The 18,181-nt window shown below is 62.5% G+C and carries 16 protein-coding genes; 9 read left to right on the top strand and 7 right to left on the bottom strand.

All coding sequences use genetic code 11. From position 1 onward, the window contains the following. Position 1 precedes the first annotated feature (1 nt). From EP376_RS18330 to EP376_RS18305, 6 genes are all read left to right on the top strand, one after another. Positions 2-1,186 carry a hypothetical protein gene (locus EP376_RS18330; protein WP_127657085.1) on the top strand — a complete coding sequence of 395 codons (1,185 nt, stop codon included), beginning with the start codon at positions 2-4 and terminating at the stop codon, positions 1,184-1,186. After that, on the top strand, positions 1,183-1,920 hold the full coding sequence (locus EP376_RS18325) for a PHP domain-containing protein (RefSeq protein ID WP_127657084.1): 738 nt from the start codon (positions 1,183-1,185) through the stop codon (positions 1,918-1,920). The genes EP376_RS18330 and EP376_RS18325 overlap by 4 nt, the downstream gene beginning before the upstream one ends. A 7-nt stretch (positions 1,921-1,927) precedes the next feature. Continuing rightward, positions 1,928-3,001: an acyltransferase family protein gene (locus EP376_RS18320; RefSeq protein WP_127657083.1), complete on the top strand. Its 1,074-nt coding sequence runs from the start codon at positions 1,928-1,930 to the stop codon at positions 2,999-3,001. Positions 3,002-3,241: 240 nt separating this feature from the next. Next, positions 3,242-4,450 carry a glycosyltransferase family 4 protein gene (locus tag EP376_RS18315; protein ID WP_127657082.1) on the top strand — a complete coding sequence of 403 codons (1,209 nt, stop codon included), beginning with the start codon at positions 3,242-3,244 and terminating at the stop codon, positions 4,448-4,450. A 222-nt stretch (positions 4,451-4,672) separates the two neighbouring features. Beyond that, the gene (locus EP376_RS18310; protein ID WP_238930923.1) at positions 4,673-5,299 is read left to right on the top strand and encodes a PEP-CTERM sorting domain-containing protein; all 627 of its coding nucleotides are present in this window, start codon (positions 4,673-4,675) and stop codon (positions 5,297-5,299) included. A 213-nt stretch (positions 5,300-5,512) separates the two neighbouring features. Then, positions 5,513-6,139, top strand: a complete 627-nt coding sequence (locus tag EP376_RS18305) for a PEP-CTERM sorting domain-containing protein (protein ID WP_127657081.1) — start codon at positions 5,513-5,515, stop codon at positions 6,137-6,139. Positions 6,140-6,157: 18 nt separating this feature from the next. Here EP376_RS18305 and EP376_RS18300 read toward each other — a convergent pair whose 3' ends face one another. The 7 genes from EP376_RS18300 to EP376_RS18270 form a co-directional block, all read right to left on the bottom strand. Next, complete coding sequence (locus EP376_RS18300) at positions 6,158-6,865, bottom strand: rhomboid family intramembrane serine protease (RefSeq protein WP_127657080.1); 708 nt, start codon at positions 6,863-6,865, stop codon at positions 6,158-6,160. 91 nt (positions 6,866-6,956) lie between these two features. Beyond that, positions 6,957-7,175 carry a hypothetical protein gene (locus EP376_RS18295; protein WP_127657079.1) on the bottom strand — a complete coding sequence of 73 codons (219 nt, stop codon included), beginning with the start codon at positions 7,173-7,175 and terminating at the stop codon, positions 6,957-6,959. A gap of 92 nt (positions 7,176-7,267) precedes the next feature. After that, positions 7,268-8,872, bottom strand: coding sequence for a VPLPA-CTERM-specific exosortase XrtD (gene xrtD / locus EP376_RS18290; RefSeq protein WP_127657078.1), 1,605 nt, complete (start codon positions 8,870-8,872; stop codon positions 7,268-7,270). Positions 8,873-9,022: 150 nt separating this feature from the next. Beyond that, a complete protein-coding gene (locus EP376_RS18285; RefSeq protein WP_127657077.1) occupies positions 9,023-10,279 on the bottom strand; it encodes a hypothetical protein in 1,257 nt (418 codons plus the stop codon). A gap of 66 nt (positions 10,280-10,345) precedes the next feature. Beyond that, entirely contained in the window at positions 10,346-10,975 is a 630-nt protein-coding gene (locus EP376_RS18280; RefSeq protein WP_127657076.1) for a polysaccharide biosynthesis/export family protein, read from the bottom strand. A 185-nt stretch (positions 10,976-11,160) separates the two neighbouring features. Continuing rightward, positions 11,161-13,638 carry a tetratricopeptide repeat protein gene (locus EP376_RS18275; protein WP_127657075.1) on the bottom strand — a complete coding sequence of 826 codons (2,478 nt, stop codon included), beginning with the start codon at positions 13,636-13,638 and terminating at the stop codon, positions 11,161-11,163. 127 nt (positions 13,639-13,765) lie between these two features. Next, positions 13,766-14,458, bottom strand: a complete 693-nt coding sequence (locus EP376_RS18270) for a sugar transferase (RefSeq protein ID WP_127657074.1) — start codon at positions 14,456-14,458, stop codon at positions 13,766-13,768. Between the two features lie 420 nt (positions 14,459-14,878). Between EP376_RS18270 and EP376_RS18265 the strand changes: the two genes are divergently transcribed. The 3 genes from EP376_RS18265 to EP376_RS18255 all read left to right on the top strand — a co-directional run. Beyond that, positions 14,879-15,769, top strand: coding sequence for an ExeA family protein (locus tag EP376_RS18265; protein ID WP_127657073.1), 891 nt, complete (start codon positions 14,879-14,881; stop codon positions 15,767-15,769). Beyond that, the gene (locus EP376_RS18260; protein ID WP_127657072.1) at positions 15,766-17,337 is read left to right on the top strand and encodes a GumC family protein; all 1,572 of its coding nucleotides are present in this window, start codon (positions 15,766-15,768) and stop codon (positions 17,335-17,337) included. Before EP376_RS18265 ends, EP376_RS18260 begins: the two co-directional genes overlap by 4 nt. Before the next feature lie 38 nt (positions 17,338-17,375). Next, positions 17,376-18,181 (top strand): CpsD/CapB family tyrosine-protein kinase (locus EP376_RS18255; protein ID WP_127657071.1); only part of this gene is annotated, 806 nt, incomplete at its 3' end.

Raw genomic sequence — 18,181 nt, 5'->3', positions numbered from 1 at the left:
CATGGTGCACATTCTTATCGGTTTCGCCGATGCTCTGCCGGCCCCGGAAGTCCTGTTCAGTTTACGAAGGGCGGGTCATACGGTATCGCTCTTTTCCCGCGCTCCCATAGGCGTGTTGACGCGGCTTTCACCCAAAGCTGTCCATGTTCTCCCCGACCCGGCCAAGGATGCTGAAGGAGCTGTAGCAGGCCTGGCACGACTTATGGCGGCAGCTGATGCTCCCGATCTCGTTATGCCACTTGACGATGGTGGTCTTTGGTTGACCAATGCAGCACTTGGTCTGGACCGGCGTATTGTAGGTGCAACGGGAAAGCAGGTAGAGATTGCCTTGGATAAGGCGCGCCAGATCACAGCGGCAAGAGCGGCCGGCCTTACTGTTCCCGAGACCAGATTGGTATGTAGTGCGGCAGATCTAGACGCTCCCCTGCATCTACCAGCGATTGCGAAGCCGAGCGATGCCATACGCTTGGAAGGGGCTGGGCTTACAAAGGGTGAAGCCCGCTATCTACTCTCCAAATCGGATGTCGACAGCTTGCGTGGGGCTTTTACCAAAGCCTCAGGACCGCTTCTGATCCAACCCCTTATCGCGGGACAGGGACAGGGTGTCTTTGGCTTTGCAACCCCGGACGGTGTGGTTGCCTGGTCAGGCCATAGACGGCTGCGGATGATGAACCCGCACGGCTCCGGCTCATCGGCTTGCGCGACATGGCCTCCGGATGAGGAACTGCGCGCCAGCGTTGCACGATTTCTTGACGCTATCGGATGGCGGGGACCGTTCATGGTGGAGCTGTTGCGCGATCACGAGGGCACAGCCTGGTTTATGGAGCTAAATGGCCGGATGTGGGGCTCGCTCGCCTTGGCGCGACGTCAGGGATATGAATATCCGGCTTGGGCTGTGGCCCTAGCCGCCGACACTGAGTTCCAACCGCCAGTCTCCCCATCGCCTGGACCGGAAGCCTTGATCATGCGCCATCTCGGGAGGGATCTGCTGCATCTTCTATTTGTGCTTAAGGGACCGAGAACAGCACTCCACCGCCGTCACTGGCCAAGTTTCTGGACAAGCCTGGTTGCGGTTCTGCGTCCAGCACCTGCGCGGCGGTTCTACAACTATGACCCTGCGGCACCAGGTTTCTTCTTGTGGGATGCACTGTCTACTATCTGGACTTTTATAAGGCGGCGTAGATGACTTCGATCCGTATTGTCCTGCATGCCCATTCACTTTGGTCCTATGACGGGCACTGGACGCTTGACCGGATCGCCCGCTTTTATGGCGCATTCGGTGTTCGCGCGGTCATGTTGACCGAACACGATACCGGTTTCGATCCACAGGCCTTTGGTGCGTATCGAGAGGCCTGCGTGGCGGCCTCTACAGTTCAGTGCCGATTAATCCCCGGCATCGAATACTCCTGCCCCGATAATGATATCCACATTCTCACCTGGGGGCTGGATCGCTTTCTGGGGGAACATCGCAATGTAATCGACACTTTGCGTGATGTGCAATCCGCTGGTGGTGTCTCCATATTCGCCCATCCGGTCCGGCGCAGCGCATTTGCCGCTTTTGAAGATGCATGGGTGCCCTATCTGCACGGGATCGAGCTGTGGAACCGTAAATCGGATGGGCTTGTTTGGGGCGCCGAAGCATTTGAACTGATCCACCGGACCGGCTTGCCGGCAACTGTAGGCCAAGACCTTCACAAGCTGCGCCATGCATATCCACTGAGCCACCACGCAGAGATAGATGTCCCGCCGACCGATAAGTCTGCTTTTGAAGCGGCTCTTGTCGCTGCTATCCGATCTGGTCGAACCCGGCCATATGCTCTTGGGGCTCCCCTTCTGAAACCTAACGGGCATCCGAGAGCCGCACCACACCGGAAATTCGAGATGCTGCGGCGCAGCCTGAAGGCATTGCAGCGTAAATAGGTTCATCATGAACGAACTGTCTCGAGACGCACATACCAATCGTGATGCGGAGCACCTCAAGGAGCTGACTAGCTTGCGCTTTTTTGCAGCTTTGGTTGTCGTTCTATTTCACATGTTTTTCGAAGAAGCATCCATGCAGACTGCTTGGCAGAGATTGATATCCGATGGTCATCTGGGCGTTGATTTGTTTTTCATGCTCAGTGGTTTCATTCTTGCCCATGTCTATCTCTCACAATGGCACAATAGCCGGTTTTCCTACAGAGTATTTCTGATCAACCGGTTTGCCCGGATATACCCACTTCACCTTTTCATGATCATCTTGTTCATCGTGGCGTACCGAACAGCCGCGTTACTTGGGATAGAGAGTGGACGTACGGGGGAGGTTTGGGGTGATCTGCCATGGCACCTGCTTCTGCTGCACGCTTGGGGTTTGACAAACCAGCATTCCTGGAATTTCCCCTCTTGGTCTGTTAGCGCGGAGGTATTCGCCTACCTGATATTTCCTTTGGTACTTTTCCTTTTCGGATCGCGCCGCCCCGCGACAGCTCTGATCTTGGCGCTATGTCTGTTTCTTGTGCTTGTCGCAGTTGTTGCGGTAAATGGCCTAACACTTACCAAGATGATGTACCAGTTTGGGATTCTCCGTATTCTCCCTGAATTCTGCATTGGAGTGGCACTCTATCTCTGTTTCCTGAAAATTGAACTGCCAGTTTTGGTGGCGCGATGGGGGAGCGTCTTGATAGTTTTGCTCATTGCCGCTGGCGCTATCGCCCAAGTTCCAGAATGGCAGATAGTTATTGCACTTGGTGGACTGATATTCCTGATTGCCTGCCTGTCGAGATCGCCCGATTCCGGGGTGCTTCGGCATCCCGCCCTCGTCTATCTGGGCGAGATCTCATACGCGACGTATATGGTACATATCTTTGTTATAGTCGTGGTAGACAGTTTGCCGATCAAGCAAGCGTTCCCGGCAGGTTTGATACATGTTGTCACCTTATCTGTCATCTTCATCTCCTCTGTCCTGTTGCATCATGCGGTCGAACTGCCGTCACGGCGTATTCTAAGAATTTTGTTGCGGTAGAAGGTCGAGTCGCATTGTGCACTTGGCCCTTGCTAGGTGTTTGATCCCACAATTTGATGGTGTGATCCTTTCGTTGTAATGGAAGGAAGCTTTTGCGCGACGAAAAGAGACGTGAGAGGCTGCCTCAATGGTTGATCCGATATTGGCGGGCGTTTAGGTCTAGGCGGTGTCGGCCGGGTCCGGCACGTGTTTTTTCTAGTGCTGATTTCATGACGAAAGCATTATGCGGAAGAGATCTCTATGCCGTCCACTTCCCTTCGACGGGTGCTCATCGTTGTAGAGAACCTGCCTGTTCCGCTTGACCGGCGGGTCTGGCTCGAGGCGACGACGCTGGTCGAGGTGGGTTACGAGGTGTCGGTCATCTGCCCCAACAGCCGCGGCTGGACCGAGTTCTTCGAAGAGCGCGAAGGCGTGCACATCTATCGCTACCCGGCCCCGCCCGAGGCCCATGCCGGAGCCATGGCCTATGCGCGCGAATACCTGGGCTCCATGTGGCACTGGTTCCGGCTGGCGCGACGGGTCTGGCGCGAGAGGGGTGGCTTCGACGTGATCCAGGGCTGCAACCCGCCAGACCTCGTCTTCGTGCTGGCGCTCTGGTACCGGCTTTGGGGGGTGCGCTACCTCTTCGATCATCACGATGTCTGCCCCGAGTTGTTCGAGGCCAAGTTCGGCAAGCGCGGGCTTCTTTACCGGATCATGCTGGTCTGGGAGAGGATGACCTTTGCCACGGCCTCGGTCTCCATCGCCACGAACGGTTCCTTCAAGCAGATCGCTGTCCGCCGCGGTCATATGGATCCCGACGATGTCTTTGTCGTGCGCTCCGCGCCCCGGATCGAGGCGTTTCGGCCCGGCCCCGGCGATCCGGCGCTGAGGCAGGGGGCCGGCATCGTGCTGGGCTATGTGGGCGTGATCGGCCAGCAGGAGGGGATGGACCTTCTGGTGGCGGCCGTCGACCGTCTGGTGCGCGATCTGTGCCATGGGGATCTGCATGTGCTGATCGTGGGCTTCGGCTCGCATCTTGACGCGGTGAAGGCCGATGTGGCCGCCCGTGGGCTCACGGCGTATTTTACCTTCACGGGCGCGCTTTACGGCGACGATCTGGTGCACGCACTCAATGCGATCGATATCGGGCTTGCGCCCGATCCGAAGAACCCGATGAACGACATCTCGACCATGAACAAGATCATGGAATACATGGCGCTGGAAAAGCCCATGGTGCAGTTCGACCTGACCGAGGGCCGGGTTTCGGCGGGCGATGCGGCACTTTATGCACCCGCCAATGACGCGGAGGCCTTTGCCGACCGGATCGCAGTGCTGATCAACGATGAGGCTCTGCGCAAGAGGCTTGGACAAGAAGGTCTGCAGCGGGTTCAGGAGACGCTGTCCTGGGAGCATTCGGCCGAGAATCTGCTGGCCGCCTATGACCGGATCTTCGCCAAGCACGGCTGAGATCTGCCCCCTGCCGGCCCTATTGTTTCGCCCTGTGCAACAAAGTCCGGGTTGCCGTCGGGTCATCCTTGGAACAAGCCGAAATGTGGCGCAAACATGGCGATATATCTGGTGGCCAGACACCCGGTCGTGCTATGAGGAATTAATGTTCCGCCACACTTTTCCGGGAGTGTTGAGGGGCCAAAAGCCGAAACGACCGGCCAATATGAAACGGTGTAGATGATGACGCGTACTCTCTCGAACTCGATGATGTCTTTGCGCGGATTTCAGGTCTTTCTCGCAGCGGTTTTCGCACTGTGGGCCTGCACGGCGCAGGCGGTGACGCTGAATTTCGATCAGCATGTGCAAGGTAACAACTTGGGCAGTGTTACTGTTGCTACGCTTGAAGCGGTTGAAGTTGCGGAGGGCGTTCAGATGACGCTCACCAACACAGCAGTCGTCGGAGGCTTTAAGGCCCATGTTTCTCAGCTTCTGATGAGCTATGCTGGGGCATTGAGCGGTCTGAGCTTCAGTCAGGATTCGGGCGTTACTTCGACGGGGTTTTCAGTCGGTAACCTCTATAATGCGGGCCATAACTATCAGCTCGAGGTGCTTTGGCCATTGAGCAATCAAGCCGCGTTCAAAGACCGCTTGAATATTGGTGGTAGTTCAACCTTTACCATTCTTGGTGCTTCGCTTGACGAATTGTTCCAGAGTGCCGCACCTGCGATGATCCATGTTCGCGGACTTAGCGGAGGCGGATCGGCGAAATACGTTGCTAGCTTTGCTCCAGTTCCCCTGCCCGCGGCGGGTCTGATGCTGCTGGCTGCGCTGGGGCTTCTGGGTGTGGCCCGCCGGCGCAGGGCCTGACACGACACAGGCGATTCAGGTGAGTGCCGGCCCATGGGCCGGCATTTGTCGTTTCTGAAGCTGGGACAATCCTGCATCACGCGCGTGATTGTCATCGATATCAGGCGGGATGAGCGCGTCTTTCGGTTCTGAAGGGTTTGGCCCTGTTTTTGGGTTGTGCTAACCTGACCGTGTCGGATCAGTTGTCGCGATATGCGGCGGGAGGGTACAGGAATGACGCCGAACAGAACTTTGCGCAGGGCTGCGTCGATCTGGTTGCGGGTTCTTCCGGCCGTGTTCCTGATGATCTGGTCCGGTGCTGCCCAGGCCGTGACGCTTACCTTCGATCAATATGTGAACGGTGCGGATTACGGCGCCACCACGATTGCGACACTTGAGGCCGATGACGTGGCGGGCGGGGTGCAAATGACGCTGACCAATACCGCAGTGATCGGCGGGATGAATGCCTATGTCTCGCAACTTCTCATGACCTATCAGGGCGTCACCTCGGGCCTTTCGCTGAGCAATGAGGCCGGGGTGGCCACGACGAGTTTCCAGGATGGCAGTTTCCTGAATGCGGGGTTCCCCTTCGATCTGCGCATCCGCTGGGACGAGACCGACCCTCTGACCCAGCTCAATATCGGTGAAAGCTCCACCTTCACGATCCTCGGGGCCAGCATCGCCGACCTGTTCCAGAGTCTGCCCGGCACGCCCTTCGCGATGCTTCAGATCAAGGGGCTCGACAATGCCAATGCCACAAAATACGCGGCCAGCTTTGCCCCGATCCCGCTGCCCGCGGCGGGTCTGATGCTGCTGGTGGCCCTGGGGCTTCTGGGTGTCGCCCGGCGCCGCCAGGCCTGATCTCCCGAAAGTCCGATGTCAGCCCGGGCCGGCCTCCTCAGAGGGCCGGCCTTGTTTCGTGTCCGGCCCGCCATCCGGCGCGGTGACAAGAAGGGCGAGCAGGGCGCCCGTGATCGCGCCGCCCATATGCGCCTCCCAGGCGACGGGCTCGTCCTGCAACAGGTGCGAGGCGGCGTTCAGGACCACAAGGCCCAGTGCGTATCCGCCCGCCTCCAGATTGGCCCTGCGCGGTTCGGACTGCCGCTGCCGCCGCCAGTGCCAGACGATCGCCGCACCCGCCATGCCGAAGATCGCCCCCGAGGCGCCGACCATCGATCCCGATCCCGTGTAGAGCAGGGCAAATGCCACCGCCGCCCCGAGAGCCGATCCCAGATAGACGATGGCAAAGCGCAGCCCGCCGCCCATCGTCGCCGGGGCCAGGAGATGCGCCAGGAACAGCAGGGCCAGCATGTTGCCCAGAAGATGAGAAAGGCTCACATGCAGCCCCGAATAGGACAGGAACATCGTGACGTGCTGTGCCGGGTAATTGGGGCGCCAGCTATCCAGAAGGCCGGGCCAGAAGGCCCCGTTCTGATAGGCCAGAACCCGCCAGAGCGGCTGACCCAGAACACCCCGATCCGACAGCTGCAACACCACCTCGGGCAGGCAGCTGACCACGATGATCCCCCAGACGATGGTCAGGCCCCACCGGCTGCGGTGGGGTGAAGGTGGGGGATGGCTGTTCATGCGGGGCAGTCTTTCGCCTTCCCGCGGGGGCGGCAAGACGCCAAAGCACCGATCGGGGGTCGTGTTGAGGAAACCCGGGCAAGAGGCGGAGCTAGGAGCGTTCGGTTTCCAGCGGTCTGTTCTCGTGGCGCCGCGCCGACAGCACAGCCACGACCAGCATGACCGGCCAGATCAGGCAGGCCAGAACCCCGACGAGCGCCCAGTGAAATTCCTGCCGTCCGGACCTGCGATATTCGCGCAGCGTCATCGCCATCGCGACTGCGGTGATCATGCAGTAGACCGTCCAAAGCAGGAACAAGATGATGTCCATGTCTCCCCCGGTTCCGACAGGAACAGGTTCAAGACTAGGCACTTGGGTCCGGCATGTCTACGTCCGGCGCCGTCTTGCGGCACCCGGGCCCGTCACTCGGGAATATACTGGGGCAATCTCGGAAGCAGGTCCGCCATGAAGCGTTGCATCCGGGCATCGGCATCGGCCTCTTCCTCGCCCTCGAGGATCGGCGTGACGAACCGCACCAGCGCGCCGTCGGTCCGGCCCATGGTCAGGCTGTCATAGACGACGCTGGCCTTGGCGGCATAATCGTTCGTCATCCGCTTGCCGCGCTGTTCGAACCAGTAATAGACAAGCTGCCGGTTCAGCCCCTTCTGGATCACCGCCCGGTTGACGGGGAATGTTCCATAGACCGTGTCCGGGATCGTGATCGTGGCGGGATCGAGGGAAAAGACCTCCCAGCCGCCGACCGGCAGGCAGACCTCGGGGCTATGGATACCCGATCCTTCTGTCTGTTTCTCATACCAAGCGGAGAAGAAATTCACCGAGGCCGCCTCGCCGGGTGCGGCATAGGTCGCATGGATGTAATCCGTGGCGCCCAGAACCTCCTCGACCTCGGGCTCGAGCGGGAGGACGATCCCGTTCCAGTCGGCGATCTGTCGCGGGAAGACGAGGAACGTGTCGCGCGCAATCTCGGGCCGGTCGGGGCTGGGCGCCAGAAGGAAGGCCGCACTTACCGCCGCCGTCAGCGCCGTGGCCACCACCACGCCCGGCCCCGGAACCAGCCGCAGCACCCGGGAGGCCTGCTGCCCGAGCCCGTCGAAATCCAGGTCGATCGTGTCGCGCAGGGACAGCGGATTCGGCGTCAGCCGTTGCAGCGCCACGGCGGTCAGGAACAGGATGCCGATGCAGGCGCCGAAGATCACCCAGCCTTCGAAGAAATGCAGGAACCCTTCGGCCTGTCCGATGCCATAGGCATTCACCAGCACGCCGATCATGCCGATCCGGAAGGAATTCATCAGAACCGTGATCGGCGCGGCCATCGCGAACATCACCGCCTTGTGCCAGAACGGCCCGCGATAGAGGATCGCGAAGAGATAGGAGAACGACAGGATCGGGAACAGGTAGCGCAGGCCCGAACAGGCCTCGGCCACCTGGAGCTTGTAGACGCCCAGATCGATCACGTTGCCTTCGAGGAAGACGGGGATGCCGGCCAGCTTGATGAACCAGACGCCGACCTCCGACGAGACAAGCTGCAGGAAGATCGTCATCTGCCAGTAGAGGAATTGCGGCAGCGGCAGCATGAAGATCAGGTGCAGCACGGGCAGCTGATGCCGCCGCCCGCGATCCCAGCCCATCACCGTCAGGACCACACCGCCCACCCAGACGATGAAGCCATAGGTCACGATATCGGGGATCCGGACAAGGTTGCCGAAGATGCCGATCAGAAGCGCGAAGGCGATGACCAGGATTCCGGGCGTGCGGTTGACCGGCGCATCGGGGTCGGGCAGCGGCGCCTGGCGCAACTCGCGCAGGTAGAGATACATGGAAATCAGCGGAATGAGCGGCCCATGGCTGTATTCCGGCGTCATCCAGGCCTGCCCCAGCGAGACGAAGCCCAGCCAGAACACCGGCAGCGCCGTGCCCACTAGGAGCACGAACAGCACAAGACCCTGCGGATTGACCGCGCCGATACCGGGCAGAGCCGGAGATTTTCGATATGTCAGGTCCGACATCCGCCACCCGAGCGCATAAACAAATTCCTTTCGGGATCTCCAAGACCCCGGCAATCGGTATCTTATACCAGCCCGTCCCCCCGAAATCCACGACCATCGCCTTTGGAAACAAGGTGTTTACGAAGATGTGTCCCCGGCCGGGACACGTCCTCACCGCCGCATGTCGAAGCTGCGGGTCAGTGTCAGGGACAGGGATTGCGCGGCGGCGGCCTCGGTGTCGGAGGGGTCGCGCAGGATGTAGCTGGCGCCGGCAGAGAGGGACCAGTCGGGGGCGAAGGCATAGCTGACAGTCGCGCCGAGATCGGCGATGGAGGTGACGACATCCGTCCCCGCCTCCTCGTAGCGGGCATAGCCCGCATTCAGCGAGGCGTTGATGTCGGGGGTGAGCGCGGTGCGTGCCAGAAGCGACAGCGACGTCGTCACGTCGCCGGTCTGACCCGCATCCGTGGCGACCGAATGGTCAAGGCTCGCTGCGATCTCACCCAGCGGCAGGTCCAGCGCGTAGTCGAGGCCCCCGGTCAGGATCTGGGCCTCGTCGGAGGTCAGGGTCACGCCGATCTGCCCGCCGAGCGACCCGCCCGGCAGATCGAAGCTGCGCGACAGGTCGACCCCGATCTGGGTGCCGTTCCCGGATGGCGTGAGCGACAGGCCAAAGCCCAGATCACCCCGCGGTTCGGCCAGCGTGACGTCGGCGCGATAGGTAATGCTGTCGCTTTGCGCGCCGCCGCCCTCTTCGGAGGTGGAATAGCGCAGTCCGGCGGTGGCAACTATCGCGGGCCCGATATCGAACCGCCCCGACAGGCCGAAGCCCAGCCGGGTGCTGTCGACCAGTTCGGGATCGGTCGTGTCGCGGTAACGCACGTCACTGGCATCGGCGCTGAGCGTGATCCCGAAGGGCGCATCGTCGCGCAGCGTCATCCGGGCGCCGAAATCAAGATCGGTCCGGGTGCCGGAGCCTGTCAGATCGTCGAAATCCTCGGGCAGGACCAGCCCGCCATCCTCGATGAAATCGCTCAGCGGCCGCAGGAAGGCGACATCCGACTGGGTCGCCCCGAACGATACGTCCAGCGACGAGGTCGCCCCCTGAAGCCCGTAATCGAGCGACAGGCTCCGCTCGCCCAGCGAAAAGGTCGGATCGCCGTCCGATATCAGGCTGCCATTGAGCCCCAGGCCCAGATCGAATGCCAGGCTCTGGGTGCGCGTCTCGGACAGGAAAGAATAGCCCAGCGTCGTGATCGACTGGAGCGTGACATCCTCGCCGTCGGGGGTCAGGGCCTGATTGCGTGCCGCCTCCAGCCGCTCCGACAGGACAAGCGAGGCGGACACCCCGCCGTCTTGCGCCGTGGCGACACCCGGGGCGATCAACGCCCCTGCCATGATCAGCATGCAGGCTCGGGTCTTGGTCATTGGAGTCACGCCAGCCCCCAGGTTACGGCCCTTGGCATGCCCGGCAGGTCGCCCGGGCACACCTGGTTACTCAAACAATCTTCGCTGCGGTACCATGATCACATCGCCATCGACCAGAACGGCTGCACCGTTCGGGCTCGTCCCGGCTTCGATCGCATCGTAGTTGAGCGGGTAGATCGTCTCGGTCCCGCTGGCATCGGTGCGGCGCAGCTGCACGCGCTTGGTGGCCGCGAACCGTGTGAACCCGCCCATCTGGGCGAAGAATTGCAGAACGGTGGTGCCCGGTGCCACGGTCTTGAGGCCCGGTGCGCCCACTTCACCCAGCACATAGACATCGATCGTCCGTGGTGCGGCGGGCTGTGCGGGCGGTTCGATCCGCGGCTCGAAGACCCGCTCGACGGCGACGAAGACGTTGGGCGTCACGGCAAAGTTCTCTTCCAGCCGCAGGGCCAGATCATTCTGGATCGCGCCCACCGGCCGGCCCTCGGCCACGATGAAGCCCGCAAGCGGGATGTTGATCCGCCCGTCCGGCGCCACCAGAACGGAGCGGTTGAGGGACGGGTCTTCGATCACCTCGATCCTGAGCGTATCGCCGGCCTGAACGCGGTACAGATCCTGCGCCACGGCACTGCCGGCCATCAGACCGAGGCAGGCCAGCAGGAGTCCAAAGAGGCGTCCCGGAGAAGAAATCGTCATTGTTCGTGGCTCCCGTACGAATAATCGGGGAAAACGAGCCCATACATAAAGCAAATGGCCTGTTCCCGCATAGTGAACACGCCCCGGTTCCTGTCTAATCCCCGAAGCCGGAGAAAAGAAATCTCAAGCCCGGCCCGGAGGGCAGGAAAACGGCCCGACGTGCCCGGCCGGCCACAGGGTAGACCCTATTGATCCTGCGTTTCCGTCGTCTCCTCGGACGTCTCCCCGGTGGCAGGCGCCTCATCGAGCCCGGCCAGCGCCTCGCGGGCGCGATCGAATTGCGGCAGATCGCTGTCGCCTGCGATCTCCAGCGCGCGGGTCAGGGTGGCGCGGGCCTGCTCGGTGCGGTCGAGCGCGAGGTAGGTCATCCCCAGGTGATACTGGACCAGCGGATCCTCGGGCAGGCCGTCGGCTGCGGCCTCCAGATAGGGCAGGGCCTCTTCGGGGTCGCCCCGGCGCGTCGCGATCCAGCCATAGGTATCCTGGAAGGCGGGCACCTCCTGACCGCGCAGACGGCGGGCCACGGCCCAGGCCCGGTCGAGGCTTTCCGCGTCGGCCCGGTGGGTGGCCAGAAGGCTTGCAAGGTTGTTGGCCACGATCATGTTCGCGGAATTGAGGGCATACATCTCTTCGTAGATGCCGATCGCCCCGTCGATATCGCCCGCCTGTTCCAGATTGCCGGCCTTGATCCATTTCAGAACCAGATTGTCGGGCTGCACGGTCAGCGCGGCGTCCAGCACCTCTTCGGCATCGGCGCGGCGCTCGGCGGTCACCAGCAGGCTGTAGAGCATGCGGACCGGCTGCTCGCGGTCGGGGAAATCGGCGATCATGTCGCGCAGTCCCGCCTCGGAGCCATCGATATCGCCGGTCAGCTGTCGCAGCGCCGCATCCACCAGCCGCAATTCGAAGGCCTCGGGGGTCTCGGCCAGCGCCGCATCGAGCGAGGCGCGGGCCTCGTCCACCTTTCCGGCGCGCACCTGCGTCAGAATGATGGTGACGGTGTTGCGCAACACCTCTTCACCCTCGACGGCCTGGTTCTGGAGCAAGTCCAGAAGGTCGTCGGAGCGATTCTGGCGCACCAGCATCGCCGTCCGGATCCGGGTCGCCAGTTCCAGCGCAAGTTCGGTATTGGCACCCTCGAGGGCCGCCAGAAGACCCTGGAGATTGGTCCAGTCCTGGGCGCTCAGCCACAGGTCGGCCAGCGCCTGCACCACCTGAACGTTGCCGGGGTTGGCGCGGCGCGCATCGAGCAGAACCGATTCCGCGGCCTGGATACGATCGTCCTGGCGCAGGAAGGCGGCATAGCGGATCGATTCCTCAGGCGCCGCACCAGAGATGTCGACCGCCAGCGCCAGCCGTTCACCGGCCAGTTCGCGGCTGCCGGACCGTTCAAAGGCAGTGGCCATCAATGTCATGATCTGCGGATCGCGCGGCGCCTGCCGCTGTGCGGTGCGCAGATCGTTGATGGCATCGTCGGGGCGATCCTCGTTGATCAGGAACTCGGCCCGTATCTTGAGGGCTTCGACATTGCCGGAATCCTCGGCCAGCACCTCTTCGACCAGCGCCCGCCCGCCGACCGGGTTGTCGATCTGGATCATCATCCGCGCAAGCGCCGTCTTGATCCGGCGGGTCTGATCGGTGGCTTCGGCGCCGTCGACGATATTCTGAAGGGTCAGGATCGCCTCTTCGCGGCGGCCTTCCTCGAAATCGAGCGACGCGAGGATCGAGCGATAGAGATCGGCCGCCTCCTGCCCCTCGTTGGCCGTGATCAGGGCCTCGAGCTCGGTGCGCGCCACGTCTGAGCCGCGGGCGGCCCGCAGGAACTGAATCAGGGCCACATGACCGCCGGTCTCTCCGTCGCGCGGGCCGGCCAGATTGCGCAGCACCTCTTCGGCGGCGTCGAAATCCTGCCGGGCAAGATACCATTGCACCAGCGCGTCGCGAACCTCGGTATTGTCGGGTTCGAGCGCATACATCTCCTCGAGCACCGCTTCGGCCTCGTCCTCCCGCTCCGCCTGGGTCAGGACGCGGAACTTGATGACGCGGAATTCGAGGCTTTCCGGATCGATCTCGAGGGCGCGGTCCAGATCGGGCAGCGCCGCGGTCGGTGTCCGGCCCCGTGCCAGCGCATCGATGACGATCCGGAGGGCGACGATGGACTCGGGCGCGTCCTCCAGAACCGCGCGGGCCTCGGCCAGGGCCAGGGCCTCGGCCTCGGTGTCCTCGTCCAGCGCCGCCGCGCGATAGGCCAGCGTCGCGGCCAGCGCGCGGCTGCGCGGATCGTCGGGGGCAAGCTCGATCGCTGCGCCGCCATGGCGCTCGACCTCTTCCCAATTGCCGGTCTCAAGCGCCAGTTCGCCGAGGATCTGCCGAACCTCGACTGTGTCGGGATATTGTTCGATCAGCCGGAGATACTGGCCATAGGCCTCCTGACGGTCCCCCTGTTCGAGAACCGTATCGGCATAGATCTTGCGGGCTTCCTTGTGGAAGCCATCATGATTGAAGACGTTGCGAAACTCGATCAGCGCGCGCTCCACCTCGCCTTCCTCGAGAAGGGCGAGACCGGACTGGTAGTAGCGTTCGGCTTTTTCCTCGTCGCTTTCGCAGGCCGCAAGGAACACGGCGCTCAGGATCACGAGGGCAAGGAGACGGATACGGGTCATGGTCACTCCGCGATGTGATGTCGATAGGTCCGGCCCGTTCGGGTCCGGATCGAACCTGTGATGAACGGCCCGTCCGACCGGTCGGCTGCGGCGGCATCCCCCGGGGAGGACATCGCCCACGCCGGGATCAGCAGCCCGTGCCGCGCAGAACGACCCGGACAGTGGCCATCAGAAGGCCGAGGTCATGCCCGAACGACAGGTCACGTTCATACTGGGTATCGAACCGGGCGCGGTCTGAAAAGGCACTCTGATGCCGGTCGGAGACCTGCCAGGGGCCGGTGATTCCCGGGCGCAGCCGGTAATAGGCCTGGCCGGGATAGAGTATCTTCTGTTCGGGCATCATCGGGCGCGGGCCGACAAGGCTCATGTCGCCGGTCAGAACGTTCCACAGCTGCGGCAGCTCATCGAGCGAGGATTTGCGCAGGAAGCGTCCGAACCGGGTGATCCGGGGATCGTCCTTCAGCTTTTGCGACAGGTCCCATTCCGCCCGGGCCGCGGGGTTGGTTGCCAGATGCGCCTCGAGCACCTCATCGGCGCCCGGCACCATCGTGCGCAGCTTCCACATCTTGTAGATCCGGCCGCCGCGACCAACCCGCTCCTGCACATAAAAGGGCCGGCCGCCCTGGATCAAGACGGCCAGCGCAAGCCCGCCGATCACCAGCAGGATCGGCAGCGAGGCGGCCAGAACAAGCACGACATCAAGCACACGCTTGGCAATGACGCGGTAGAAACTGCCGCCCTGTGCGGAGAATGCCGTATAGGCCAAATCGCCTTTGCGAACGAGGCTGCCCTCGGCATGAGCATTTGAATTCAGTGTCATGAAAAACGTCCTGTAATACCCGAGGGACCCGGAGCGAACTCCGTCTCCGTCACACCAAGCCTGCTGAGAACGGCCTGAAAACAGCCGGAAGCAGACATCCGATTCCCCACGATTGGAAATTACCTGCGCGGCCCGCGCTAAGCAAAGGATTTTAGGCGAAATTACGGCAAAGTAGGGGCAGGCATACCTTGTGGGGGGACAATTCCCCGGATGGGGCAAGGATTGTCAACCATGCGCAGAACAAGGCTCCGGGGCTGCCCGTTCCGGAGGCAGGCCGGGTCAGACAGGCTCTCTTCGAAAGGGCCTTTTTCGGCCCTGTAATCGTCACCGGTTTCGGATATCACCGGTTCAGCCCAATTTCGGGCCCCGGGACCCAATGCGGTAATGTTCGGGCCGGTTTCTGGCCTCAAGGCAATGGATATGAGCAGGACCCTCGATATTTATACGCAATTTTTCGGATTGACCGAGCGCCCCTTCTCCCTGGTGCCCGATCCCGGTTTCCTGTTCTGGTCGCCGCGGCATGAACGAGCCTATACGATGCTGGAATACGGCATCCTCACCCATGCGCCGATCACCCTGATCACCGGCGAGGTGGGTGCGGGCAAGACGACGCTTCTGCACCATCTGCTCAACACGATAGAGAGCGACGTGCAGATCGGGCTGATCTCGAATGCCCATGGCGACCGGGGCGAGCTGTTGCGCTGGGTCCTGATGGCGCTTGATCAAAGGGCGGCCCCCGAGGCCGGCTATGTCGATCTTTTCTCCCAGTTCCAGGATTACCTGATCGCGCAATATGGGCAGGGACAGCGGGTGATCCTGATCTTCGATGAAGCCCAGAACCTGACGCTCGAGACCCTCGAAGAGCTGCGGATGTTCACCAATATCAACTCCAACAAGGATGAACTTCTGCAACTGATCCTGGTCGGTCAGCCCGAGTTGCGCGGCAATGTACAGCGCCCCGAGCTGAGCCAGTTCGCCCAGCGGGTCGCGGCCAGTTATCATATCGAGGCCCTGACACCCCAGATGGTGGCCGATTACATCCGGCACCGGCTCGAGGTTGCCGGCGCGCAGGAGCCGATCTTCGACGAGGCGGCCTCGACCCGGGTTGCCGAGGCCAGCCGCGGTGTGCCACGGCTGATCAACCAGCTTTGCGACCTGTCGATGGTCTATGCCTTCACCCTCGACCGCAAGGATGTCACCCTCGATGTTGTTGAGCAGGTTCTGGCTGACGGTGTCTTTTTCGCCGGGGGGATGGCGACGGGGGCCGCGCCACCGCATCCGCGCCCGGGCAGCAAGTGGACAGAAACATGACGATAGATTTCCGTTTCTATTTCTCTCTTTTCCTCCGGCGGCTGCATTATTTCCTGATCCCGCTGTCGATCTTCGCCGCCGCCGGGGTCGCGCTCGCGATCATGCTGCCACCGGTCTATCGGGCCGAGGCGGTGTTGATCGTGGAAAGCCAGCAGATCCCGTCCGATCTTGCCGATACGACGGTGCGGGTCGAGGCGACCGAACAGCTTCAGATCATCCAGCAGCGCATCCTGACCCGTGACCGGCTTCTGGAGATGGCAAATCGCCTCGACATCTATGACCGTCAGCAGGCCAGCGCCGCGACCCGCCTGACCGCGGACGAGATCGTCGAGGATCTGCGCGACCGCATCACCATCGTCACCACCGGCGGCTCGACCCGCGGCGAGGCCCAGGCCACGATCGTCCGGGTCGGGTTCAACGCCGAGACCGCGCCGCTTTCGGCCGCCGTCACCAACGAGATCGTGACGATGATCCTGCAGGAGAATGTCGAGATCCGCACCAATGTCGCGGCCCAGACGCTGGACTTCTTCACCGAGGAGGTTGCCCGGCTCGATCAGGAACTGGCCGAGCGCGGGGCCGAAATCCTCGCCTTCCAGGAGGAAAATCTCGACGCGTTGCCCGACAGCCTTGATTTCCGCCGCAGCCAGCAAGCCGCAGCGCAGGAACGGCTTGTGGCGCTTGAACGCGAGGAATCGGTTCTCATCGATCGCCGCGCACGGCTGGTCGATCTTTATGAGACGACGGGTCAGGTCCTGTCCTCAAACCAGCCCGCGACCCCGCTCAGCCCCGAGGAACGGCAATTGCAGGGGTTGCAGGACGAACTGGCCCAGATCAGCGCTGTCCTGTCGCCCACCAACCCGCGGGTCCGGGTGCTGAGCGCCCAGATCGAGGCCCTCGAGGAACGGTTGGCCGGCCAGTCCGACGGCACCGAGGAGGCCAATCTTCAGGCCGAGGAGCTGTCGCTTTACGAGATCCAGCTTGCCGATATCGACGGGCAGCTGGATTTCATCCAGAGCCAGAAGGATCAGATCCAGCGCACGATGGATGCGCTGCAGACCTCGATCGAGGCCACGCCCGGCAATGCGATCATCCTCGACACGCTGGAACGCGACTATGCCAATATCCGCGCCCAGTACGATCAGGCGGTGGCCAACCGCGCCCGTGCCGAAACCGGCGACACGATCGAGGCGCTGGCCAAGGGGCAGCGCATCACGGTGATCGAACAGGCCATCGCGCCGCGCGAACCCGAAAGCCCGAACCGGCCGCTTCTGGCCGCGGGGGGTGTCGGCGCGGGCATCGTCGTCGGGCTGGCCGTGGTCGTGTTGATCGAGCTTCTGAATTCCTCGATCCGCCGGCCGGTGGATCTGACCAATGGCCTGGGCATCATGCCGCTGGGCACGATCCCGATGATCCGCACCCGGGGCGAGGTCATCCGCCGCCGGCTGATCATTCTTGCCGGCTTCGTCATCGCGCTGGGGGTCGTACCCTGGGCGCTGTGGTATGTGCATACCCGGATCACGCCGCTCGATGCCCTGATCAACCAGATCCTGAGCCGGTTGCCGATATGAATGGCGCCCCCCTGATCCCGACCGCAGAGGCAAAGTGAATGGAAAAGATTCAGCAAGCCATCGCAAAGGCCCGCGAAATGCGCGAGGCCCAGCAGCGCGAGGCGGGGGGCGATGCACCCGCAGCCCCGCAAACCGTGGCACCAGTACCACCCATCCCCGCGCAGTCCCCTGCCTCTCCGGTTCCGGACACGCGGCAGACCGGAGCTCCGCCCAGTGTGACGCCGGAGCCCGCACCCGCCGAGATGCCCGGCCGGGATCGGGTCTGGGCCGCGATCCCCGAAGTCAGCGTCCCGCCCCGGCGTCTGCGCCGGAACCGGATCCTGACCGGTCAGGGTGGCAAGGACAGCGCCGATTTCGACATGATCCGGACCCGGATCCTGCAGGCGCAGAAGGCCAACGGATGGCGCCGCATCGCGATTACCTCGCCCGAGCCGGGCAGCGGCAAGAGCACCCTTGCCCTGAACCTGGCCTTCAGCCTCGCCCGGCAGCCGGAACAGCACACGATCCTCGCCGAAGTCGATCTGCGCCGCCCCTCCCTGGCCCGGACGCTGGGCCTGAAGCAGGGCTACAATTTCGCGGCCGTGCTTGGCGGGGGCGAGGCCTTCGAGGACAATTGCTGCCGGATCGGCCCGAACCTGATCCTGACCACCAATTCCGGCCCGGCCCGCAACCCGTCAGAGCTGTTGCAAAGCCAACAGGCCAGCGATGTTCTCGATGCGATCGACACGAAGTTCCGGCCCACGATCACGCTGTTCGATCTGCCGCCCATGCTGGCGGGGGATGATGCGATGGCCTTCCTGCCCAAGGTGGATGCGACGATCTGGTCTGCCCCCATCGAGTGGTC

The sequence above is a fragment of the Alexandriicola marinus genome, assembly GCF_004000435.1.
GTDB classification, from domain to species: Bacteria; Pseudomonadota; Alphaproteobacteria; order Rhodobacterales; family Rhodobacteraceae; genus Alexandriicola; species Alexandriicola marinus.
The sequence above is the reverse complement of the archived record's forward strand: the minus strand, read 5'-3'. Positions and strand labels throughout refer to the sequence as shown.